The organism is Bacillus cereus group sp. Sample62 (assembly GCF_036851315.1).
In the GTDB taxonomy this organism is placed as follows: domain Bacteria; phylum Bacillota; class Bacilli; order Bacillales; family Bacillaceae_G; genus Bacillus_A; species Bacillus_A wiedmannii.
This window is the reverse complement of sequence record NZ_JAFLPK010000001.1, coordinates 3,474,715-3,497,900: the sequence shown is the minus strand read 5'-3', so window position 1 is coordinate 3,497,900 and position 23,186 is coordinate 3,474,715. Positions and strand designations below refer to the sequence as shown.

Here is a 23,186-nt window from a genome sequence, read left to right as displayed (position 1 = left end):
CGAATTCGAGATAAAATTATCATGACGGATTTTACTTTGCAGTATGGACAAAATGAATAATGAATTTTAATGTAAAGCAATTGTTAAAATGAGATAAAAAAGGAGTGGACGAAATGGAAAAGAAAACAATGGGGATACATCATATTACAGCAATCGTAGGACATCCACAAGAAAATGTAGATTTTTATGCTGGTGTATTAGGTTTACGTTTAGTAAAACAAACAGTGAATTTTGATGATCCAGGTACGTACCATCTTTATTTCGGTAATGAAGGAGGAAAACCAGGAACAATCATTACGTTTTTCCCATGGGCAGGTGCTCGTCAAGGAGTTATTGGTGACGGTCAAGTGGGAATCACTTCTTATGTTGTACCAAAAGGGGCAATGGAGTTTTGGGAAAATAGATTAGAAAAATTCGATGTTTCGTATACAAAAATGACTCGATTTGGAGAGCAGTATTTAGAATTTGATGATCCACATGGTTTGCATATAGAATTAGTAGAAAGAGAAGAGGGTGAATTAAATAATTGGACTTTTGGAGAAGTTACGCCAGAAGTAGCAATTAAAGGATTTGGCGGTGCTGTTCTTTTATCGGCACAACCTCAAAAAACTGCTGAATTGTTAGAGCATGTTATGGGGCTTGAGAAAATTGGAGAAGAGGGTGAATTTATTCGATTCCGTTCTTCTGCTGATATTGGAAATATTATCGATTTGAGGTTATCGACAATTGGTCGTGGCCAAATGGGTGTTGGTACAGTGCATCATATTGCTTGGAGAGCGAGTGACGATGCTGATCAGCTAGACTGGAAAGAGCATGTGTCCCGTTTTGGATACCACGTAACTCCTGTACAAGATCGAAATTATTTTAACGCAATTTATTTTAGAGAACACGGTGAAATTTTATTTGAAATTGCAACAGATCCCCCTGGTTTCGCTCATGATGAATCGTTAGAGACGATGGGTGAGGAATTAAAGTTACCGGAACAATATGAACAACATAGAAAACAGATTGAACAAACACTTTTACCATTTGAAGTGAGAAATTTAGATTAAAGTGATTGAAAGGGGAAAAGGATTATGATGAAACATGTTTTTCAAAAAGGAAAAGATACGTCAAAACCAGTGTTATTATTACTTCATGGCACAGGAGGTAATGAATTAGATTTATTACCACTTGCAGAAATAATTGATCCGGAAGCTTCGGTATTAAGCGTTAGGGGAAATGTGTTAGAGAATGGGATGCCGCGTTTCTTCCGCCGATTAGCAGAAGGTATTTTTGATGAAGAGGACTTGATTTTCCGTACGAAGGAATTAAATGAGTTTTTAGATGAAGCTGCAAAAACATATGAATTTGATAGAAACAACATTGTTGCTATCGGTTATTCAAATGGAGCAAACATTGCGGCAAGCTTATTATTCCATTATGAAAATGCGTTAAAAGGTGCTGTGCTTCATCACCCAATGGTGCCTAGAAGAGGAATGCAATTACCTAATTTAGCAGAAAAATCTGTGTTTATTGCTGCTGGGACAAATGATCCGATTTGTTCATCAGCAGAGTCAGAGGAATTGAAGGTACTATTAGAAAATGCAAATGCTAATGTAACAATGCATTGGGAAAATAGAGGGCATCAATTAACAATGGGTGAAGTAGAAAAAGCAAAAGAATGGTATGGCAATACAGTATTATAAAAACAAATAAAAAAGAAGCATCTGCTCATCATTAGCAGATGCTTCTTTTTTTATTTACGGCTGAATTGCAAGATGAGATGAAGAAAGCGGTAATTGAATGTCAACGATCGTACCTTTATTTAATTCGCTTGAAATGTGTAATTTACCATGATGTTCCTCAATTATTTTGTAACACATCATTAATCCTAGTCCTGTTCCCTTTTCTTTTAAACTGTAAAATGGTTCGCCTAGACGAGAGATACGATCTTCTGGGATACCACAACCTTCATCGATAATTCGTATTAAAATAAAGGCATCATCCAATGGTTTTGTTTGGATGTAAATATTTCCGCCATTTGGCATCGCTTCTATAGCATTTTTTAATATATTTATAAAAACTTGTTTTAATTGGTTACCATCACATTGAATATCATGTTTGTAATCAAAATGATCCATAATGATATGAACACTATGCATAATAGCAGTTGGTAAAATAAATGTAACTACCTCTTCAATTAAATTTTGTATGTTACAAGTTTGGATAGATAATACTTGTGGTTTAGACATCGCCATAAATTGACTTGTGATAGATTCCATCTGTGAAATCTCACTTAACATAACATCGATATACCATTTCTGCTCCTCATTTATTTCAGGGAGTAGCAATGTTAGAAAACCTTTTAGAGAAGTGAGTGGATTTCGAATTTCATGGGCAATTCCAGCTGTCAGTTGTCCGACTACGGCAAGCTTTTCTGATTTTCGTAATAACTTTTCCGTTTCTTTTAGCTCGGTAACGTCTCTTCCCATTACGATAAGACCTTTACGGGAGCCGTCAGGATGATAAAGTGGAACTTTCGATATACTTAAGATTAGATCGAAATCATCTCTATGAATAATAAATTCCTCACCATGAAGAATTTGTCTTTGTTGCCATGCTAGTTCGTCGACTTCTTCACAATGTAAAAAAGCCTCTCGGTACGCTTCGTTATATTGAATGAGTTCACTATCTTTTTTCCCATGGTAAGGTACATGATGGAAATTGAAACAAGAAAGTGCGTAGTCATTTGCCTCAAGCCAGCGCCCTTCATGATCCTTAAATATAACAAACGCAGGCATGGAGTTCACTAATGTACGTAACCTCTTCTCACTTTCTTTTAGCATATTCTCAATTCTTTCTGATTTTTCAAGAGGCTTCATAATAGTATATACGCCAGTTAGACGATTTTGGACAAAAATAGGAACTAGTTTTGTCACGACGTCTAATAAGAATCCACTTTTATGATAAATAGATAAGATATACTCTTGTTGATTATCTGCTTCAGTATTCTTTATATTTTGTAATACTTGCTCAGAAATATGAGCTTCTAAAATAGAGGTAATATTTTTCTGTTCTAATTCTAAAGAAGTGTAACCTAATATTCTTTCGGCAGAAGGATTTATATGTAGAATAACTCCCTCTAAATTTAATGAAATAATACTATCAGGATTGTGTTCAAACAGAGATGCGTACATTTCTGTTAATGAACGATCTTGTATATGGTTTCGAAAACGTCTAGAAATGTTCGGATGACGTTTTCTTTGAGTTGATGAATATTTTTTACGACTCATAATAGTTCCTCCGTACAAATAGCATCTAAAAAGATTTGTCTATTCATAACTATAATATAGATGTAATGTGTATTTCTATAAAAAATGGAAGTTATATAATAAATTTTGTTTTCTTTATTTTGTAAAAGTGCGTATAGGGTGGTAATAAGGGAAGCTTATATTGTTTTATAAATCATTTGTAAGTTACAGGAGAAGGCTTTCCTTATAATATTAGGGTAGAAGAGGGGGAGAGAAAATGAGAAATTATATTCAAGGTATCGATCATGTACAAGTAGCTGCGCCTGTAGGGTGTGAAGAAGAAGCACGAGAGTTTTATAGTAATAAAATTGGTATGGAGGAAATACCGAAGCCAGAGGAACTAAAGAAGCGTGGTGGATGTTGGTTTAAGTGTGGAAATCAAGAGATTCATATCGGAGTTGAGCAAAACTACAATCCAGCTAAAAAAGCGCATCCGGCTTTTTATGTTTTAAAAATTGATGAATTTAAACAAGAGTTAATAAAGAAAGATATTGAAGTAATAGATGATCATGCACGGCCAGATGTAATTAGATTTTATGTGTCAGATCCGTTCGGAAATCGAATTGAATTTATGGAAAATAAAAACTAGGTGGAAATCCACCTAGTTTTTTAACCTTTTCTAAACAACCCTAATACTTCAACAGTTTCGGTAATGTTAACGAATGCATGAGGGTCAATTTCAGAAATTGTTAATTTCATACTTGCCAATTCTTCACGAGAAACAACGGTCATAAGTACACGTTTCTTTTCGCTAGAATAAGCACCTTCGCCATCAAGTAATGTAATTCCACGTACAACAGTTGAAAGAAGTTGTTTTTTCATTTTTTCTGCTTCATTTGTTACAATCATAAGTGTAACCTTTCGATGTTTCGTATGAATAGCATCGATCACTTTACCAGTTACATAAATTGAAAGTAAGCTTGTAAGAGCAACATCCCAAGTGAAGAAGAATCCTGCAATTATTACAACGACTGCATTTAAAATAATAAGGAATCCGCCCAGTTTAATATCTCTTTTGCGAGACAACAACATACCGATAATATCAAATCCACCAGTTGATCCATTACAGTTAAAAACAAGACCGATACCAGCTCCGGCAATGACACCACCAAAAATAGATGATAAAAGTGGGTCTGTTGCTACGACTTTTACTGGAACGTAGTATAATGCAACAGATAATACAATAACAGAGATAACAGTGTTAAAAATTACTTTTTTTCCAAGACCTATGTATCCTAAAATAAGGATAGGTAAGTTTAATACAAAGTTAATAATACCTGTGTTTACAGGAGTCACAATCCCTAAAATAATAGCAATTCCGCCAATTCCACTACTTAATATTTTGTGGGGGATAAGGAAAAGATTAAATGCAATCGCAATAATAATAGAACCGATAATAACACCAAGAAATCTGACCATCTCTTTCCCGTCCTTCACTAAAAAATTCATATTATTTCAAGATTATATATGATATTGAAAGTTTTGGGTAAAAACAGTTTATTTCGGAAAATTAGATTAATCAAAAGAATTCGAGTATTTTTTCATTTGAAAGGGGATACAGATATGAGGATAAAAACGTATCAACAGAAAAGCCCGTTGAAGCAAGAATGTGAGGATTCTTATTTTTGTAATGAAGAAAAAAAGATGTATGGTGTATGTGATGGTGCAACACCGCTCGTCCCGTTTCGTGATGAAAAGGGACATAATGGAGCATACATCGCTTCGCATTTATTTGCAAGTTATTTTACTTCATTACGAGAAACTCATAGTTTACAAGTTGCCGTTGCAAAAGCAAATGAAGCATTGCAAAGCAAAATGTTAGAATATGAAGTAGACACGAGAAAGAAAGAACATTTGTGGTGTACATGTATTGCGGCCGTTCAAATAGTTGGTGAGAAAATTGAATATGCACAGTTAGGGGACTGTATGATTGTCGCAATACTTCAAAATGGAACGATGCAAGTATTAACGAAAGACACAGTCGAAGGAATTAGTAAACGAGCAAAAAAGAAGAGAGAAGAAGATCGTAAAAAGGGGGTATCTGTACCAGAAGAACATGTTTTTCAAGATGTGAAAGAACAGTTAAAATACAATCGTTATCTTGCAAATATGCAGGGTGGGTATTCCGTTGCAAATGGAATGAAAGAAGCGATACATTATTTACAACATGGGGAATTACATATAGATGAAGTGAGCGGGATTTTTATTTGTTCAGACGGGTTATTCCATCCAGATTGGCCACTTGAACAAACTGTTGCATATATAAGAAAGAATAGTATAAATGAATATGTAGCAATTATTGAAGAGCTAGAAGGGGAAAAGAGAATAAGACCAGATGATAAAACAATGATGATCATTGATTTGTAAGGGAGGATATTCAAATGGAAATTAAATGTGTTAATTTAACATTTCAAGATGAATTAGTTCCTTTAGAAAAAGTAAATAAACTGATTATCCACCACACATCCGAAGATGGCTGGGATGTGTATAAAACACATGAATTTCATCAAAAAGTAAGAGGGTGGAGCGGGATCGGTTACAACTATTTTATTGAAGAAGATGGAACTGTAGTTGAAGGACGAGGTTTACATATTGGAGCACATGCGAAAGATAATAATAGAGATACAATTGGAATATGCATGACGGGTAATTTTGATAAATATGATCCAACTTCTGCACAAATGAATGCATTGTATTCTTTATGTAAAATGTTTATGAAGCAGTTTGCTATAAAGGAAGAAAATATACTCGGTCATAGGGAGCTAGAAGGAGTTACAAAAAGTTGTCCTGGCAATCGTTTTTCTATGGTAGAGTTAAGAAACGTACTATCTTAAATATAGAGGAGTAAGAAATGATGATGAATATAAAAATACCAAATGATAAAAAAGAAGAGCTAGTAGCACAAATTCAGCAATTTTTCGTTGAAGAAGATTTAGATGAAATTGGACGTTTCCAAGCAGAGCGTTTAATAGAAGAAATGATTAAATTAGTAGGACCATTTGCATACAATCAAGCAATTGGAGATGCTAGAAAGCTTGTAACAGAGAAATTATCTAATATTGAAGAAGATCTGTATGTGTTAGAGAAGAGTGAAGGGAAGTAAAAAGAGCCATTTTAGCCGTATTCCGTCAATTATAAAATAAGTATTATGCCACGGCTTTTTCCGATGTTCTGTTTGGAAAAGGCCGTGAAGTTGTTCTTGGGCATATAAAATAAAGTTTCTCTTTTTTTGTCAAAAAGAACCCTAGAACTAAAAACGTTATCCTTTCTTAACAAGCTAGATGAGAAAGAATAACGTTTTTTTAGATTGAGATTAAAAATATATTATCTTAATTTTATCTTTTTTTAATAATTTATTTATGGGCAATTTATAGTTGGTATTTATAATTCCTATATATAACAGCTATGGATACTACGAAAAAGAACTTTGGAGGTGTAACCAATTAGCTGTAATCAAAATTTAAAAACATGAATTGCTCACATAGAATCTTCTTTTGGAAGATAAGTGGTGTAATTCTTTGTTAAATGAAGGAAGGGATTGGGAAGCTATGAATAAAACAATTTTAAAAACATGTATCATATCAGCAGTTTTAGGTGGAAGTCTATTAAGTGAAACGAATGGAGAGGTGAAAGCAGAAGAGGTTACATCAAAAACGAATCATACTGGTGTATTCAAAGATGTTCCAAAGGGGCATTGGGCATATGAGGCGATTCAGCAATTAACAGGTGAGAAAATCATTTTTGGCTATGATGATGGGAGATTTGGTTTTGGCGATAACGTAACACGCGAACAAGTTGCAGCTTTAATGTATCGTTATTTTAATATGGCAGAAAACAAAAATTATGAGAACCCATATGGGGACGTAAGCGAAGAGTCGACAAGCTATATAAAGGAAATTTTGTCTTTAACAGAGATGGGCGTTTTTACGGGTGACGAGCATGGGAACTTTAGACCGAAGGCATCCTTAACACGTGCAGAAATGGCACAAGTTCTTACAAATGCTTTTCATTTAAAGGCAAAGAGTGATCACACGTTTAATGACGTTGCAACGAACTCATGGGCAAGAAATGCAATTAGTGCTGTTCAAACAAATAATATTGCAAAAGGAGTAGGAGGAGGGAAATTTGCTCCAAGTGTGGATGTGACGCGTGAACAGTATGCACAATTTTTATACAATGCAATACAAGGAACTGAGCAAACTCAACAAACGAAAGGGCAACTACTAGCTAGCATACTTGGTGAAACAAATTGGAAAGGGACAAAAGTCTATGACAAAGATCATAATGATGTAACGAAAGAAAATCAAAATTTCATCGGGCTTGCAAAATATGATGCTAAAACTGCAAGGTATGAATTTTTTAATGCAAGTACAGGAGAAAGTCGTAATAATAGCGGTATCTTTTTTATAACGAATGATGGAAAGAAAAGAGTGTTAATTTCTGAAACACAGAATTATCAAGCAGTTGTTGAATTAACGCAATTAGATAAGGAGAAATTTACATATAAAAGAATGGGGAAAGATGCAAAAGGGAACGATGTAGAAGTGTTTGTTGAACATGTTCCTTACCATGAAAAAGAACTTTCTTTCACGCAACCTGATAAAAATTTAGAAAGCTCGACAGGGAAAATAGTTACAGACGTTGATGGAGATGAAATTTTATCTAGTACACTATGGAACGGAACGGTGGTATTAGACGAACAGGGTAATAATGTAACAAAATACAACTCAAACTTAATCAGTCTAGCAAAATATGATAAAAATACAAATAAATATGAGTTTTTTAATGTGAACACAGGGGTAAGTCGTGGGGATTATGGTTTCTTCGATGTTGTACATGGTAATAAAATAAGAGCTCACGTTTCGTTAGGAAATAATAAATATGGTGCGGTCCTTGAACTTACAGAATTAAATAAAGAGAAATTTACGTACACAAGAATCGGGAAAGATGCGAATGGAAAAGATATAAAAATCTTTGTTGAGCATGAACCGTATACAGGTGACCTAAAACCAAATTTCACAAAGTAGGATGTAAAATAGTTGTTTATAGACAAAAAGATGCCTTGAGGCATCTTTTTGTCGTTTTAAAATGATTTTATAGGCAAATATAAAATACAAACTCTCTTTTCTCAAATCTAGTAACTTACTACTTGCACAACCATACATCCTAGTTCTTTTTTATTTATTCTCTTTATGCTCTTTATATTCATGTACTTTCTCTTTTACATTACCAACCGTATCTTTAGCAGTGCCTTTCACTTTATCCCATTTTCCTTCAGCTTGTAATTTTTTATTGTCAGTTACTCTCCCGACAACTTCTTTCACTTCACCTTTTACTTTATCAATAGCACCTTCTACTTTTTCTTTTAAACCGTGTTCATGCTTACTCATACATTTCTCCTCCTTGTAGTTTGATTAGAATTCTCTTTTCATGTTGCAAGTTGAATGATGTATCTAGTAATAGCGTAACAAATCTAGTTTGAATATTCAAATGATTAATAGGATAGAAAAGGAATTGTCATAGAATGTATAAGATTGTAATGGAAGGAGAAAGAATGTTAATTATATGTCTTTTGCAGTCCATATTGATTTTGTATAAGCAATTTTCATATGGGCACGTTCCATATTATTTTGACTGCCGCTACCGAACCTTGCTTGTCCGACTATTAAATGACAGTTTTTCGCTAGGGCTTTTTCTATTCGTTTTTGAATTAAGGCAGTATGACAGCCTTTGCGCTGAAATTCTGGCAAAGTAGCAGAAGCAGCTAATGAAGCAACACCGTTATTTATATAGAGAACTCCTATACTAGCAGGAGCGTTTTGAACTTCGGCTATGAAAAAATGCCAGCCGTGTTTATTGTAGAGAATTTCGTTATTTTGGCGCACGCCATCTTTTGTAAAGGATGGCATATTAAATCCACGTACATATATGTCGGCAAACGTATCAAACTCATTTTCTTTCAGGTGGCGTACTGAAATATGAGAAGGAAGAAGGGGCGAATCTTCTCTCGGTATACTGTATAAAGCGGTATGGAAGCTGGATTGGTAAAATCCTTTTTGAGATAAGTATTGAAATAATTCAGCTGTACCTTGAGCGGGTGTAATTTCAAAACGACAAGGGATTTGTAGCGATTGATAATAAGAGATGATTTCATCTATCTCATCTGTATTTGTAAAGGTAACGCCTTTTACTGTGTTAAAAGCAGGACCAGCAATTATTTTTGATGAAAAGGCAGTGGCACTCCCGAACTTTTTCATTTGTACTTGCATTGGATTTTCAGCTAGCGCTTGTAGTGCTTTTAGTCTAGAAGAGAGCATATGTATTTCTGCGTTTTCAATTTCTTGAGCTGTATTGAGTGTCATAATTGTACTCATACTATTCCTCCGTCAATAAATATATTTCATAGTACATATACGATGTTTGTTCTGAGATTCCTGTTGAAATGTAAGAGAATAAGAGGTTTTTTGGAAGGGAAATGGAAGTGAACTGTCGAAGGGAGTGGAAACAGATTAAAGGTGGTGCTCTCATGAAACAGAAAGACGTGCAGACATGCTCTAATTGTGGTTCTCATAACATAGGAGAAGGTGAGTTTGTCGGTTATGCACAAATACGGAAAAAGGAGACGATGTTCACATCATCTCCAGTAGATGCTTATATTTGTATAGATTGCGGAAATATCCTTTTATTAAAAGTACGACATTATGAAAAGTTTAAGCAGAAGCCGTTATGATTATTGAGAAGTGTTTTTATTAGGGAAGTTAATAGGAGTAATATTTTACATATATATGAGTATGCCTTATATAAGGAGATGACAACATATACTGTCGCTATATGACATACAAAAATGTATAGAAGAAATTGTGAATCAATATGGGGAAGACAAATTAACCCTTATTGGAATACTTCATATCGAAAACTCCTTTAAATGAATAAGGGAGTTTTTGTTTTTTTTTTTTTTTTTGTAACAGTAATTACCTTTAATTGTTATAATTGGTTATTGGGAGAGGGTGTTTTATTAACGCCATAATCATAGAAGAAAACTAGCTAAATCGTATAGAAAACCGCTATATAACACAATTGCAACCGTAAGTTGACAAAGTGCAACCACAGGAAGATAGAGTTAAGGGCAATGTTTACATACAATTTAGGTAAGAAAACAAAGGGGGACACACATATGGGATTTGGTGAAAAGCTTTTTAAATTAAGAAAGGAAAAGGGCCTTTCTCAAGAAGCATTAGCTGAAAAATTAAACACAACAAGGCAAGCGGTTAGTAAATGGGAAAACGGTCAAGGTTTTCCTGAAACTGAAAAGTTAATAATGATTGGAAATGTATTTGAAGTATCACTCGACTATTTATTAAAAGAAACTGCAGAGCAAAGTAATGAAAATGGGGATGGCTATTATGTAAGTCAGGAAATGGCAGAAGGGTATATAGTGTATGGGCAAAAGATTTCAAAATATATAGCGTTAGGGTTTAGTTTGCTCATTTTATCGACAATACCGTATTTATTATTTAAAGAAAATGCAACAATGTCTACATTTCTTGTCATAATTATTGCTGTCCTTGGAATTGGAGCAATGATGGTACCTGCAACGATAGAAGAGAGTCGATACAATGTATTGAAAAAGGAAGAACTACTATTTGATCAAAACTTTCTAAAAGAATTGACAAAAAGATATGTGATTCTTAAGAAGAAGTATGCTGCAGTGATGATTGTTGGATTTTGTTTTATAGCCGCAGGTGCAATACCGTTTTTGTTTGAGGAAAAACATATCACTTCAGGAGAATTAGTGCAGTATTATCCGTACTGTGTTGTACTTATTGCAATTGGAGTCTATCTTTTTGTTCGTGTTGTAGGAGTGTGGGAGATGTATCGAATTTTAGTAGAAAATAAGGAATACAGTAATCGTTTTATTTTTAAAATGAAAAAGAAAGTAAGAAAAAAGCTAGATAGTTTATAAAAAATAAAAAACATGTTTTGAATCAATGTATTCAAAACATGTTTTTTATCGTTCTGAATTATTTCCAAAGAAATAATTCAGAAAATACAGAAAAATGTCGTGATTATTTGTAGAAGTCTGTTATAATAAACAAAAATGAAAACGCTTTAAAGGGGGATATAACCAATATGATGATGAATGTACCGCTAACAATTAGTTCTATGATGGAAAGAGCAGAAAAACTGTTTTCAAAGAAAGAAATTGTTTCACGGACACACGATACAGTTACGACGTTAACGTATAAGCAGTTAGGTGAAAGGACGAGAAGGCTTTCTAGTGCGTTAAAAAAATTAGGAATTAAAGAAGGCGAGCGTATAGGAACGTTAGCGTGGAATCATCATCGACATGTGGAAGCATATTTTGCTATTCCTGGTATTGCTTCTGTTTTGCACACAATTAATATTCGTTTATCCCCTCAACATATTTCATACATTATTCAGCACGCAGAAGATCGCATTCTACTTATAGATGAAGATCTCGTACCACTCGTTGAAAATATTCAATCACAATTATCGACTGTACAAGCCTACATTATTATGACTGATAAAGATGAACTTCCAAATACTACGCTAGAACCTGTATATCATTATGAAAAGCTATTAGAAGAAGGCGATCCAACTTTCCAATTTGTAAAAGATATTGATGAAAATACACCTGCTGGTATGTGTTATACGTCAGCGACTACAGGAAACCCAAAAGGTGTTGTATATACGCATCGTAGTACTGTATTGCATTGTATGGCACTCGGTTTAGCGGATACAGCTGCTTTATCGGAAAGTGATGCGGCGATGGCAATTGTACCGATGTTCCATGTGAACGCTTGGGGGCTTCCTTTTGCAGCTACTTGGTTTGGAACTAAACAAGTTCTGCCAGGACCAATGTTTACTCCAAAAATTTTATTAGAGATGATTCAAGCTGAAAAAGTAACGATAGCAGCAGGTGTGCCGACAATTTGGCTCGGTGTATTACAAGAATTAGAAAATAATAGTTACGATTTATCTAGTATAACGAGAATATTATGCGGTGGTGCTGCTGCACCGAAAAGCGTTATTAAAGCATTTGAGCAAAAATATAATGTTCCTTTCGTACATGCATATGGTATGACTGAAACAAGCCCACTCGTAACACTTGCACGTTTAAAAAGTTATGAAACAGAATTATCATATGAAGAGCAATTAGAAATCCGCTCAAAACAAGGATATCTTGTCCCTGGTGTAGAGATGAAAGTAGTCGGTACAAACGGTGAAGTAAAGTGGGATGGTACTGAGATGGGAGAGTTATGTTTACGAGCACCTTGGATCGCTGAAAGCTATTATAACGATGATCGTACTGTCGAAGGATTCCGAGACGGTTGGTTATATACTGGTGATGTTGTTACAGTTGATGAGGAAGGCTGCGTGAAAATTGTTGATCGTACGAAAGATGTTATTAAAAGCGGGGGAGAATGGATTTCTTCAGTGGATCTTGAAAATGCTTTAATGGCACATGATGCTATATTTGAAGCGGCCGTTGTTGCAGTTCCACACCCGCAGTGGCAAGAGCGTCCAGTTGCCTGCGTTGTACAAAAGGCAAATAGCACTGTTACAAAAGAAGAACTATATGAATTTTTAAAACCACAGTTTGCGAAGTGGTGGTTACCAGACGATATTGTATTTATGCAGGAAATTCCGAAAACATCTGTTGGGAAGTTTTTAAAACAGGCGCTTCGGAAAGAACTTGAGCATTTGCATAAAGAGAAATAATTGAAAAAATATTTGTAAACCTATATTTAAAATAAGTTGACAAAGACTAAATAGAAAGATAATATAACTCCTATAATATGTTATCTAAAAATCATTTTAAGTTTACAAATAGGAGAAGCAAATATGAATACAAAAAACTTAGTTTTCGTCGCTTTATTTAGTTCTATTATGGGAGTGTTAGGGTTAATACCTCCAATTGCTCTTGCTATTACACCAGTTCCGATTACATTACAATCACTCGGTGTTATGCTTGCTGGTGGATTGTTAGGATCACGTCTTGGTGCGTTAAGTCAGCTTATTTTCTTACTTATAGTTGGAGTCGGAGCACCATTACTTGCTGGTGGACGCGGTGGTCCAGGCGTATTTGTTGGGCCAAGCGCAGGATATTTACTCGGTTATATCGTTGGAGCGTTTGTCATTGGTTATTTAATTGAGCGTTTACGTGAAGTTTCTATAATAAAGGTATTATGTATTAATATAATTGGTGGTATTTTCGTAGTTTATGTATTTGGTATTATTGTACAAGCTTTCTTTATGGATGTTTCTATATGGCAGACGATGAAAGTAAGTGCGGTATTTTTACCAGGTGATTGCATAAAAGCGATTATAGCAGCGATTCTTGTAACGAAATTACATCGTTCATTGAAACATATTATTACGCCTGCTCTAAAGAGTGGGAAATATACAAATGCAGGATAAGAAAGAGAAGAAACACGTTCATTGCGTGTTTCTTTTTATTATTTTGTAGAGAAAGGACAACTTATATGGGAATTACAAAAGAATATAAAAAACATCTCTCTATACAATCAAATAAAATAGCGATAAAGGAAAATGATCGAATTTTAACATATAAAGAATGGTTTGAGTCAGTGTGTAAAGTAGCAAACTGGTTGAATGAAAAAGAATCGAAGAATAAAACGATAGCAATTGTATTAGAGAATAGTATAGAATTTTTACAACTATTTGCTGGTGCTGCTATGGCCGGATGGGTTTGTGTGCCATTAGATATAAAGTGGAAACAGGATGAGCTCAAAGAAAGAATTGCAATCAGTAATCCGGATATGATTGTGATAGAGAGATATAAGGTAAATGATTTACCGGATGAAGAAAGAGTAATAGAAATTGATGAGTGGAAAAGTAGGATAGAGAACTACCTGCCTACATATTATCCTATAGAAAATGTGCAACATGCTCCGTTCTATATGGGATTTACATCAGGATCGACTGGGAAGGCGAAAGCATTTTTACGTGCACAACAATCGTGGGTTCATAGTTTTGATTGCAATATAAAGGACTTTCATATGAAAAAAGAAGATTCTATTTTAATAGCTGGGACGCTCGTTCATTCTCTTTTCTTATATGGCGCAATAAGTGCATTATATGTAGGGCAAACGGTGCACGTTATGAGAAAGTTTATTCCAGATCAAGTGTTGGATAAGTTAGAAACGGAACATATCTCGGTCATGTATACAGTTCCGACAATGCTAGAATCTTTATATAAAGAAAACAGAGTAATAGAAAATGAAATGAAAATTATTTCTTCAGGAGCGAAATGGGAAGCTGAAGCGAAAGAAAAAATAAAGAGTATATTTCCTTATGCACGAAAATATGAATTTTACGGTGCATCGGAACTAAGTTTTGTAACAGCACTTGTTGATGAAGAGAGTGATAGAAGGCCAAATTCAGTAGGGAAACCTTGTCACAATGTGCAAGTTCGAATATGTAATGAAGCAGGAGAAGAGGTACAAAAAGGCGAGATTGGAACTGTTTATGTGAATAGTGATCAGTTTTTTATGGGATACATATTGGATAAGGTTTTAGTTCCAGAGTTGACTGAAGATGGCTGGATGACAGTACGAGATGTAGGTTATGAAGATGAAGAAGGCTTTATTTATATTGTCGGTAGAGAGAAGAATATGATTTTATTTGGAGGAATTAATATTTTTCCAGAAGAAATAGAAAGTGTATTACATGAACACCCAGCTGTTGATGAAATAGTTGTAATTGGTGTGAAAGATAGTTACTGGGGTGAAAAACCTGTCGCCATCGTAAAAGGAAGTGCTACGAGGCAACAATTAAAAAGTTTTTGCTTACAACGATTATCCTCTTTTAAAATACCGAAAGAATGGCATTTTGTAGATGAACTACCGTATACAGATAGCGGGAAAATCGCTCGTATTGCAGCAAAAAATATGATTGAAAACCGGGAGAAGATATATGAATAGAGCGGTTATTGTAGAAGCAAAAAGGACACCTATTGGTAAGAAGAATGGGATGTTGAAAGATTATGAAGTTCAGCAATTAGTAACGCCGCTTCTTACATTTTTAAGTAAAGGAATTGAGAGAGAAATAGACGATGTCATATTAGGGAATATTGTGGGGCCAGGAGGGAATGTTGCAAGATTATCTGCTTTAGCGGCAGGACTTGGCTATCATATTCCTGGTGTAACGATTGATCGGCAATGTGGTGCGGGTTTGGAAGCGATTCGCACCGCATGTCATTTCATTCAAGGCGGGGCAGGTAATTGTTATATTGCAGGAGGAGTAGAGAGTACAAGTACATCACCTTTTCAAAATAGAGCGCGATTTTCACCAGAAACAATTGGAGATCCTAATATGGGAGTGGCGGCTGAATATGTTGCAGAGCGTTATAATATAACGCGAGAAATGCAAGACGAATACGCTTGTCTTAGTTATAAACGGACACTGCAAGCATTAGAAAATAGATATATACAAGATGAAATACTTTCTTTTAATGGATCTTTTGACGAGGCTATAAAACGAGAAATGAAGTATGAAAGAATGATTAAAAGAACTAAGCCGGCATTTTTACAAAATGGTACAGTAACGGCAGGTAATTCGTGCGGTGTAAATGATGGAGCATGTGCCGTTCTTGTAATGGAAGAGGGGCAAGCCCGAAAATTAGGATACAAACCTGTACTTCGTTTCGTTCGTAGTGCTGTAGTTGGAGTGGATCCAAATCTTCCGGGGACTGGTCCGATATTTGCGGTGAACAAATTATTAAACGAAATGAATATGAAAGTAGAGGACATCGATTACTTTGAAATAAATGAAGCGTTCGCTTCAAAAGTTGTTGCTTGTGCAAAGGAGTTACAAATTCCATATGAAAAATTGAATGTCAATGGTGGAGCAATTGCGCTCGGTCATCCGTACGGTGCATCTGGTGCTATGCTTGTAACACGTTTGTTTTATCAGGCACAAAGGGAACATATGAAATACGGAATTGTGACGTTAGGAATTGGGGGCGGAATAGGGCTTGCTTTATTATTTGAGAAAGTAGAAGACTAGTGAGGTATTAACTGTACTATGATTAATAGAGGATAATTAGTTCAATATATGAGCTAATATCCTCTATTAGTAACTAAAAAACAAACAAATATTATTCTATATTTTGGGGTTACCTGAGGTTGAATTTGTAAGCTTGAGCCTCAGATTATTGGTATAATGTAGTAATATGGGTGGAAGGTGGAAAAGCTGATATTAGTAAATTGAGCATACAAATTTCAAATGCATCCAGATAAGTATTAATAACATTTCTCTCTCTGAACATAAAACTATACACATATTATGATAGGTAATATAGGCGTTATTCTTATTATATTGCTCTAAAATAATCAAACCAGTTTATTTGAAGAAAGGAATGGGAATATGAACATTGGTGAACGGATTCGACAAATACGTATACATAAAGAATTCACGCAAGGGGAAGTAGTATCAGGGGTATGTTCTATAACTTATTTAAGTAGAATTGAAAATGGACAAATTAAACCTTCAAATTCTGTTTTAAAAAAAATCGCTAAAAATCTAGATATTGATTACAACTTTCTTGTAGGTGCAGATTATGAGGATATTGAAGCTAAGATTCTTGAAATATGTAATAGGTATAAAAATGATAATATTATAAACTCTAAAGACTTATCATTTTTAGAGTTATATGTTCGCGATACAGACTCTATTCTCTTATTATTAAAGGCCTATGGTGTTTTAATATACTACCATTCTCGAAATAATAACTTATTACATGTAGCAACGATTGTAAATGAGGCTTCGCAAGTACTTCCAAATCAAGTAGCCTCCCTTTATACTCAAGACTTTATATATTATTTAATGGCTCGAGGTTATTATTTTTCTAATAAACAAGACTATATGACTGCAAATGAAATTTATATGCAGACAGAGAGTTTACTTGGTCTAGATGAAACTATGCTACACGCTGATATATATTATAATCTAAGTCTAACAAATCAAAGTCTTTATAAAGATCAAACGATTAGTCGTTTGTATGCTAAAAAAGCCTACAGATTGTATGAAAAATTAAATGTAGAAAATCAAGTAATAAACATTCTTATAATCATTGCACTACAATATCAAAAAGATAATCTACCCGAGAAAGCTCTTGAATCTTTAAAACAAGCAGAAATTAAAGCAGAGGTTAGTGCTAATCCTATGTACTTACCTTTGATTGCATATAATTATGGGAAAATATATCAAGGATTAAAAGATTACACCAATTCTATTAAATACTATGAAAAAAGTTTACAGACTAGCAATCTCTATCCAGATCAAGCTCAAAAAATATACGCAGTAAGAAACTTAATAGAAATTTATATAGAATCTAAAGACTGGAAAATTGTTAATAAACTGATGGATGATGCATTAGAAATGTTATCAATTTCTGATATGCCACACGCATATGTTGAGATATATGGACTGAAGGGGAAAATATCCAAATTAAGGGGCGATAATCATGGATATGAGAAAAATATGCAAAAAGCTATTGAAATGGGCCTAGAAAAAAAGCAATACCCTTTAGTTCGTGAACTCGCTACTGAACTAGGAAACTATTTTTATGATAATCGTGCCTATAAAATGTCAGCAAAGTACTTGAAAATATCCAGTCAACTCCCCACTTAAGCTACGCTTAAGTGGGCTTTCTTATGTATTGATCTAATAGGAAATTAATTCTAGTAAAACTAATATGTTTATAACGCTTCCATTCAAGTACATTACTTTCGTCAAATATCTAGTTAGGGGAGTAAAACTTTCCTATATTTCAAAATAAGTAAAATATCAAGTTTAAAACAATTGATAATTCGCTAAAAATTTAATGGAATTTTACTAATTGTTATTAACATAAATGAACATGTATATTTTAAGTACAGAAACTCAAACAGCAAGGAGGGAGTTATTCTGATGCAAGAGAAAAAATGATCTACAAATATGATAGACAATATAAATTATCATTTGAATTAGAGTAAAGGTTATAATCAATATTTTAAAATCCTTTCAAATGAACGTGAAGTATTGCCATATCATGTTTATAAACACTCATAGCGGAAACATACATCACAAAAAGAATGGATGAAAAAGACAGTATTTAAGCAAATGCAAATGAGATGAACAAAAAAATTGATGGCACTGAAGATACAATGCAGCATACTTTACTTAATAAATAAGAAAGAGGGATACATATGAAAAGCAACGAAACGGGAACTAAGCGAAAAGTAGTAAGATATACGGGTGGAATTGCAATACTTTTATTATTGATATCCTTTATATATCAATGGAAAAATGGTTTAGAGGTTGATACTACTGAAAACTTCAGTCTGGCATTAGTTGTTGCCATTTTCCTTTCTAGTTTTATTCCTGAAAGAAAAAGAGATAGTTAAATAATTGAATAGGCAATTGGGATCTATTTCTCAATTGCCTATTTATGCAAATATAAATTCAAACTAAGAGATAAATGCTTAATATCGGTGATTACATACTTGAATAACAACTAATTTCTATTCAATATTTAATTATCTTTTAAAGTTTTTTAGATTTAGGCCTTGATAGTAGTGCTACTAGTTTTCTACTCTTTGAGGAATATAAGCGTTGCTACCAGGCTTCGCTTTTATTTCATTCCAAGCAGTAATCGCATCAGCTTTTGATTTCCCTTTGTTATTTGGGTCTTCGAAAAAGTCGCGAGTGAAACGATTGTATTCAAACTGCGAGCTAATAGTTGTTTTATAAGTAGGATCTTTTTTTCGTTCGTTTTCTTCATACCAAAACGTTATCGCGTCTTCATATGTTTTTCCGACATTCTCTTTAAAAAACTTTTGAAGAGCTACTGTAAAGCGGAAGTTTGCTCCGATTTTTTCTTTGAAAAAAGCACGAACATCTTCGCTGCAGCGGTGATTGTTAGTAATAATCGTTTGAAGAGAAAGTTCTTTATAAGAGAGGGAAGCTTTACTCACCTTTTGACTAGAGCTGTTTTTTAATATTTTACCAGTATGTAAATAATGTGAGATACGCTCGGTTATTTCAATCTTAGAGCCACTAGCTGGCAAACCATGCTCACGACAAAATGTTTGGAGTTCTGCTTTTAACCAATAATAGTTTTGGAAATCTTCAAGTGATATAGACTTTGTTAAAGGTGGACGCATGAATGTAACAACTTCTTTCTTCCATAATTTTCTTTAATTATAAAACATACGTTCTTTTTGTGAAAGGATTAATTTGTAAATATAATAAGAGGAGCGATTGCATATGGAAAGTGTAATCCAAGTTCGTGTTACGGGAATTTTAACTGAAGATGAAAAGATTTTGTTAGTAAAGCAAAAGGTTGCTAATCGCAATTGGTCTTTACCCGGGGGAAGGGTAGAGAACGGTGAAACGTTAGAAGAAGCAATGATTCGAGAAATGAGAGAAGAAACAGGGTTAGAAGTTAAAATTAAGAAGCTACTCTATGTTTGTGATAAACCAGATGCTAGCCCATCTTTATTGCATATTACATTTTTACTGGAAAAGATTACAGGGGAAATTATGTTACCATCAAATGAATTTGATCATAATCCGATTCATGATGTGCAAATGGTGCCAATAGAAGAATTAAGTCAGCATGGTTTTTCGGAAACTTTTATAAATCTTGTAAATGAAGAGTTTGAAAATGCAGGGAGTTACCAAGGATTGAAACAAAATATTGGCCTGTAACTATAGAGGAAGGATAGCTATTAGCTATCCTTCCTAAAAATGTTTTACACCGCTGACTGTAAAGAAGAAACAAGTTGATTTAAAAACTCATCCCCGGTCATAATCGCTTTCCCACCGCCACGAGCACTCTTTTTATTTCCGCCACCTTTTCCTTCAATTGTAGGAAGTGCCTCTTTTAAAAGAGCATTCATATCGAGCGTGACTGTTTTTCCGCAAGCGAGGATGCATTGTAGTTTGTCCTCATTTTCAATAACGAAATATGTAATGGCATGCTCTTGTTGTTCTGTAATAATGGCAGAAAGCTTTGCGATTTCTTGCATAGAACGATTTGTAAATACTTTAGAAATAAGTATGCCAGCATGCATTTCTGCAGGATGTTGCAGTAGTTCATTTGCCTCTGCAAATAATAATTTTTCATTCATTGTTTGTATTGCTTTTTCATTTTCTTTTTGAGAAGTAAGAAGTTGTGCTACTTTTGCTGGGATATCACTCTCGCTACTATTTAATTGTTTAGAAACATCTTTCATAATTTGTTGTTGTTGGCCCATTAAATTTAGTGTGCGCCAACCGGCGATAAACGTTAATCGTATGCCACCTTTATTGCGCTCCCACCCCAGTACTTGAATAGGACCTACTTCACCTGTACGTTTCGGATGCGTTCCGCCACAGCCGTTGTAGTCGAAGTTTTCAATTATAACAACACGTATATTTTCTGTTATAGTCGGTTCTTTACGAAGGGGGAAAGTTTTCGCTTTTTCTAAGTTCATCCACTCGATGCGGATGGGATGGTTTTCAAAAACAATTTTGTTTGCAATTTGTACTGCTTTTTCAACCGTTTCTGTATGAAGATTTTCTGTTTCTAAATCAATTGTTACCGTTTCTTTTCCAAGGTGGAATCCAATCGTAGGTATGTTAAAATGATCCCAAAAAGCAGCAGATAAAATGTGCTGAGCCGCATGTTGCTGCATATGATCAAAACGGCGCTCCCAATTAATTTTCCCTTCTACTTCTTCAGTATGTAATTGTTCTACAATGAAGTGACGAATTTCTCCATTTATCTCTTCTACATTGATTACATCGATATCATTTAATGTACCAGTATCATATGGTTGTCCGCCACCTGTCGGATAAAATGCCGTTTCGTTTAAAACAACGTATAAGTTACCGTCTTTATCATAATCTTGTTTTATAACTTTTGTAGTAAAGTCTTGCTTATAAGCGTCAGTGTAATATAATTTTTGCTCCAATTTTCTTTCCCCTTTCGTGTTCACTAGTTTCATTGTATAGCAATTGAAATTAGTTTCCTAATATTTCAGAAGAAAGAAACTATTTTTAGAATTTTCTTGCTATAATAAGAAAAAGAAAATGCGGGGGTGGAATGAATATGTTATATGAAAACGGCGTAGATAAACTTCTTAGTTTAAGCAAAAATATTTCTGAATTGTATCGAGAATTAAATGAAATGACCCGGATTTTAACGGATTGTAATCGAGAAAGTGTGAAGTTTGATCGGTTATATGTAAAAGAAGTACTGTGGAAGAAAGAAGATGTAATAGAGAAATATGACCAGCTGCTTGTGCAACTTTGTATAAATGAATGCTTTGATCTAAAAAGTGTCATTACAGGGGAATATAAGTATACATATGAAGAAGTAGAAAATATCGTTTTACAATTTAATGAGAAGTATAATGTTGCAATTTTAATTAAAGATGTTTGTAAAGAATTACAGTTTACATATGGCATAGATATGGACATAACGAGAACAGCCCGGGTATCAACAGCTCAAGTATAAAAAGGGAAAAGAAAGCAGATCCTTTGCTTTCTTTTTTTATGTAAGAATTGGGAGAGAAGGTTTGAAGATGAAGGGGAAGTTGCAAAATATTCATCCGTTAGGAATGACAATTATAATAGGGACTTTATTCGCAAGGTTTGCTACGTCAATGAGTATTCCTTTTTTAGCAATTTATTTAACGACTGTGAAAGGCGTATCAGCTGGAATGACGGGTGCTATTATTGGAACGAGTGCACTTGTTGGAGTGTTTGCTAGTTTTATCGGAGGGAATTTATCGGATCGATTCGGCCGAAACATGATTATAATATGGTCTATGATTGCTTGGGTATTTGTATTTGTAGGTTTTTCACTTGCAAATCATGTTTTAAGTTTCTTTTTATTAAATGCTTTGAATGGATTATGTCGATCTTTTTTTGAACCGACGTCAAGAGCATTATTATCAGATTTAACGAAACCAGAGTATCGTTTACTCGTATATAATTTGCGTTACGGTGCAATAAATGTTGGAGTAGCGATTGGCCCACTTGTCGGATTACAGATTGGAAGTGCAAAATCTACAATTCCTTTTTTAGTAGCAGCTGGAGTATATATTCTATATACAGCTATATTAGCATTCCAATTTAAGAAGTATCCAATTGAAAAAAAGAAAGTAAATACAGAAAAGCCCGTCACAATGTTAAATGCAGTTCGTATATTGCGAAAGGATGTCGTATTTTTAGTTGCTTTAGTCGGTATTATTTTGATTAATTGTGGCTTTTCACACTTAACGACAACTGTATCTCAATATTTTGCGAATTCACATATATTTCAGGATGGAGTGAAATTGTTTTCGTACATGTTAGCTTTAAATGCGATTGTTGTAGTCGTAATTCAATACCCTGTTATTCAAATATGTAAAAAGTATACACCGTTAGTATCTATTATGGTGGGAACCTTATTTGTGAGCGGAGGATTGTTTGGATTTGGAATAGTAGAATCTACGCTAGGTGCTGCTGTCTGCACAATTATTTTTACAATTGGAGAAGTTCTCATGTTTTCCATGACGGATGTGTTTATAGATGATATAGCTGTTTCGCATTTAAAAGGAACGTATTTTGGAGCGATGGGGTTTTCAGGAATTGGAGCAGTAATGGGTCCGTGGTTTGGGGGCGTACTTCTCGATTACTACGGGTATCAAAATGGATTTATTGTCTTTTCAGCGCTAGCTATAATTTCAACTGTAGCATTTCCTGTACTTTTAGTTACAAAAGGTTTATTGAAAAAAAGATATGATAAAAATTGTAATTTAGAATTACATGCGAAATAAAATAAGCCCCAGCAGATGACTGGGGCTTATTTTTGTATTTATCCTGCTATTTGCA

General features: G+C 34.2%; 24 protein-coding genes. 18 read left to right on the top strand and 6 right to left on the bottom strand.

The annotated features are described in order from the left end of the window. Window positions 1-113 precede the first annotated feature (113 nt). Together J0835_RS17715 and J0835_RS17710 are read left to right on the top strand one after the other, a co-directional pair. Complete coding sequence (locus tag J0835_RS17715; RefSeq protein WP_087981520.1) at window positions 114-1,052, top strand: ring-cleaving dioxygenase; 939 nt, start codon at window positions 114-116, stop codon at window positions 1,050-1,052. A gap of 24 nt (window positions 1,053-1,076) precedes the next feature. Then, window positions 1,077-1,688, top strand: coding sequence for an alpha/beta hydrolase (locus J0835_RS17710; protein ID WP_087981519.1), 612 nt, complete (start codon window positions 1,077-1,079; stop codon window positions 1,686-1,688). A gap of 54 nt (window positions 1,689-1,742) precedes the next feature. Here the strand turns inward: J0835_RS17710 and J0835_RS17705 are convergent, their stop codons facing one another. Beyond that, a complete protein-coding gene (locus J0835_RS17705) occupies window positions 1,743-3,275 on the bottom strand; it encodes a BA3702 family sensor histidine kinase (RefSeq protein WP_087981518.1) in 1,533 nt (510 codons plus the stop codon). 235 nt (window positions 3,276-3,510) lie between these two features. On the opposite strand from J0835_RS17705, the gene J0835_RS17700 reads away from it, so the two are divergent. Further along, a complete protein-coding gene (locus tag J0835_RS17700) occupies window positions 3,511-3,882 on the top strand; it encodes a VOC family protein (protein WP_333728153.1) in 372 nt (123 codons plus the stop codon). Window positions 3,883-3,902: 20 nt separating this feature from the next. Here J0835_RS17700 and J0835_RS17695 read toward each other — a convergent pair whose 3' ends face one another. Continuing rightward, a complete protein-coding gene (locus tag J0835_RS17695) occupies window positions 3,903-4,712 on the bottom strand; it encodes a YitT family protein (protein ID WP_000251342.1) in 810 nt (269 codons plus the stop codon). A 144-nt stretch (window positions 4,713-4,856) separates the two neighbouring features. Between J0835_RS17695 and J0835_RS17690 the strand changes: the two genes are divergently transcribed. From J0835_RS17690 to J0835_RS17675, 4 genes are all read left to right on the top strand, one after another. Beyond that, window positions 4,857-5,660 carry a protein phosphatase 2C domain-containing protein gene (locus J0835_RS17690; RefSeq protein WP_087981516.1) on the top strand — a complete coding sequence of 268 codons (804 nt, stop codon included), beginning with the start codon at window positions 4,857-4,859 and terminating at the stop codon, window positions 5,658-5,660. 14 nt (window positions 5,661-5,674) lie between these two features. Continuing rightward, window positions 5,675-6,127: a peptidoglycan recognition protein family protein gene (locus J0835_RS17685; protein ID WP_087981515.1), complete on the top strand. Its 453-nt coding sequence runs from the start codon at window positions 5,675-5,677 to the stop codon at window positions 6,125-6,127. A gap of 17 nt (window positions 6,128-6,144) precedes the next feature. Beyond that, window positions 6,145-6,396 (top strand): DUF2164 domain-containing protein, encoded by a 252-nt coding sequence (locus J0835_RS17680; RefSeq protein ID WP_001983516.1) that lies wholly within the window; start codon window positions 6,145-6,147, stop codon window positions 6,394-6,396. 445 nt (window positions 6,397-6,841) lie between these two features. Next, the gene (locus J0835_RS17675; RefSeq protein ID WP_140386855.1) at window positions 6,842-8,320 is read left to right on the top strand and encodes a DUF4822 domain-containing protein; all 1,479 of its coding nucleotides are present in this window, start codon (window positions 6,842-6,844) and stop codon (window positions 8,318-8,320) included. A 150-nt stretch (window positions 8,321-8,470) separates the two neighbouring features. Here J0835_RS17675 and J0835_RS17670 read toward each other — a convergent pair whose 3' ends face one another. Together J0835_RS17670 and J0835_RS17665 are read right to left on the bottom strand one after the other, a co-directional pair. Then, window positions 8,471-8,683, bottom strand: a complete 213-nt coding sequence (locus J0835_RS17670; RefSeq protein WP_087981513.1) for a CsbD family protein — start codon at window positions 8,681-8,683, stop codon at window positions 8,471-8,473. Window positions 8,684-8,854: 171 nt separating this feature from the next. Continuing rightward, window positions 8,855-9,667, bottom strand: a complete 813-nt coding sequence (locus J0835_RS17665) for a GNAT family N-acetyltransferase (protein WP_087981512.1) — start codon at window positions 9,665-9,667, stop codon at window positions 8,855-8,857. Window positions 9,668-9,819: 152 nt separating this feature from the next. Between J0835_RS17665 and J0835_RS17660 the strand changes: the two genes are divergently transcribed. The 8 genes from J0835_RS17660 to J0835_RS17625 all read left to right on the top strand — a co-directional run bounded on the left by J0835_RS17660 (window position 9,820) and on the right by J0835_RS17625 (window position 18,727). Continuing rightward, window positions 9,820-10,023, top strand: a complete 204-nt coding sequence (locus J0835_RS17660; protein WP_087981511.1) for a hypothetical protein — start codon at window positions 9,820-9,822, stop codon at window positions 10,021-10,023. Window positions 10,024-10,467: 444 nt separating this feature from the next. Then, window positions 10,468-11,256 (top strand): helix-turn-helix domain-containing protein, encoded by a 789-nt coding sequence (locus tag J0835_RS17655; protein ID WP_087981510.1) that lies wholly within the window; start codon window positions 10,468-10,470, stop codon window positions 11,254-11,256. A 167-nt stretch (window positions 11,257-11,423) separates the two neighbouring features. Then, window positions 11,424-13,037 (top strand): long-chain fatty acid--CoA ligase, encoded by a 1,614-nt coding sequence (locus J0835_RS17650; protein WP_048562572.1) that lies wholly within the window; start codon window positions 11,424-11,426, stop codon window positions 13,035-13,037. A 123-nt stretch (window positions 13,038-13,160) separates the two neighbouring features. Then, a complete protein-coding gene (locus tag J0835_RS17645) occupies window positions 13,161-13,736 on the top strand; it encodes a biotin transporter BioY (protein ID WP_001093321.1) in 576 nt (191 codons plus the stop codon). 65 nt (window positions 13,737-13,801) lie between these two features. Beyond that, a complete protein-coding gene (locus J0835_RS17640) occupies window positions 13,802-15,262 on the top strand; it encodes an acyl-CoA synthetase (protein WP_087981509.1) in 1,461 nt (486 codons plus the stop codon). Beyond that, window positions 15,255-16,346 (top strand): acetyl-CoA C-acyltransferase, encoded by a 1,092-nt coding sequence (locus tag J0835_RS17635; protein ID WP_087981508.1) that lies wholly within the window; start codon window positions 15,255-15,257, stop codon window positions 16,344-16,346. Before J0835_RS17640 ends, J0835_RS17635 begins: the two co-directional genes overlap by 8 nt. 360 nt (window positions 16,347-16,706) lie before the next feature. Continuing rightward, window positions 16,707-17,972, top strand: a complete 1,266-nt coding sequence (locus J0835_RS17630) for a helix-turn-helix domain-containing protein (RefSeq protein ID WP_087981507.1) — start codon at window positions 16,707-16,709, stop codon at window positions 17,970-17,972. Between the two features lie 557 nt (window positions 17,973-18,529). Further along, window positions 18,530-18,727: a hypothetical protein gene (locus tag J0835_RS17625; protein WP_000840055.1), complete on the top strand. Its 198-nt coding sequence runs from the start codon at window positions 18,530-18,532 to the stop codon at window positions 18,725-18,727. A 177-nt stretch (window positions 18,728-18,904) separates the two neighbouring features. Here the strand turns inward: J0835_RS17625 and J0835_RS17620 are convergent, their stop codons facing one another. Further along, window positions 18,905-19,486, bottom strand: coding sequence for a DUF6434 domain-containing protein (locus tag J0835_RS17620; protein ID WP_087981506.1), 582 nt, complete (start codon window positions 19,484-19,486; stop codon window positions 18,905-18,907). 103 nt (window positions 19,487-19,589) lie between these two features. On the opposite strand from J0835_RS17620, the gene J0835_RS17615 reads away from it, so the two are divergent. Next, window positions 19,590-20,033: an NUDIX hydrolase gene (locus J0835_RS17615; protein WP_087981505.1), complete on the top strand. Its 444-nt coding sequence runs from the start codon at window positions 19,590-19,592 to the stop codon at window positions 20,031-20,033. A 44-nt stretch (window positions 20,034-20,077) separates the two neighbouring features. Here the strand turns inward: J0835_RS17615 and J0835_RS17610 are convergent, their stop codons facing one another. Continuing rightward, complete coding sequence (locus J0835_RS17610; protein ID WP_176373374.1) at window positions 20,078-21,280, bottom strand: alanyl-tRNA editing protein; 1,203 nt, start codon at window positions 21,278-21,280, stop codon at window positions 20,078-20,080. Between the two features lie 137 nt (window positions 21,281-21,417). Between J0835_RS17610 and J0835_RS17605 the strand changes: the two genes are divergently transcribed. Together J0835_RS17605 and J0835_RS17600 are read left to right on the top strand one after the other, a co-directional pair. Further along, window positions 21,418-21,825: a hypothetical protein gene (locus tag J0835_RS17605; RefSeq protein ID WP_000965140.1), complete on the top strand. Its 408-nt coding sequence runs from the start codon at window positions 21,418-21,420 to the stop codon at window positions 21,823-21,825. 67 nt (window positions 21,826-21,892) lie between these two features. Then, window positions 21,893-23,131, top strand: a complete 1,239-nt coding sequence (locus J0835_RS17600; protein WP_087981503.1) for an MDR family MFS transporter — start codon at window positions 21,893-21,895, stop codon at window positions 23,129-23,131. The last annotated feature ends 55 nt before the right edge of the window (window positions 23,132-23,186 follow it).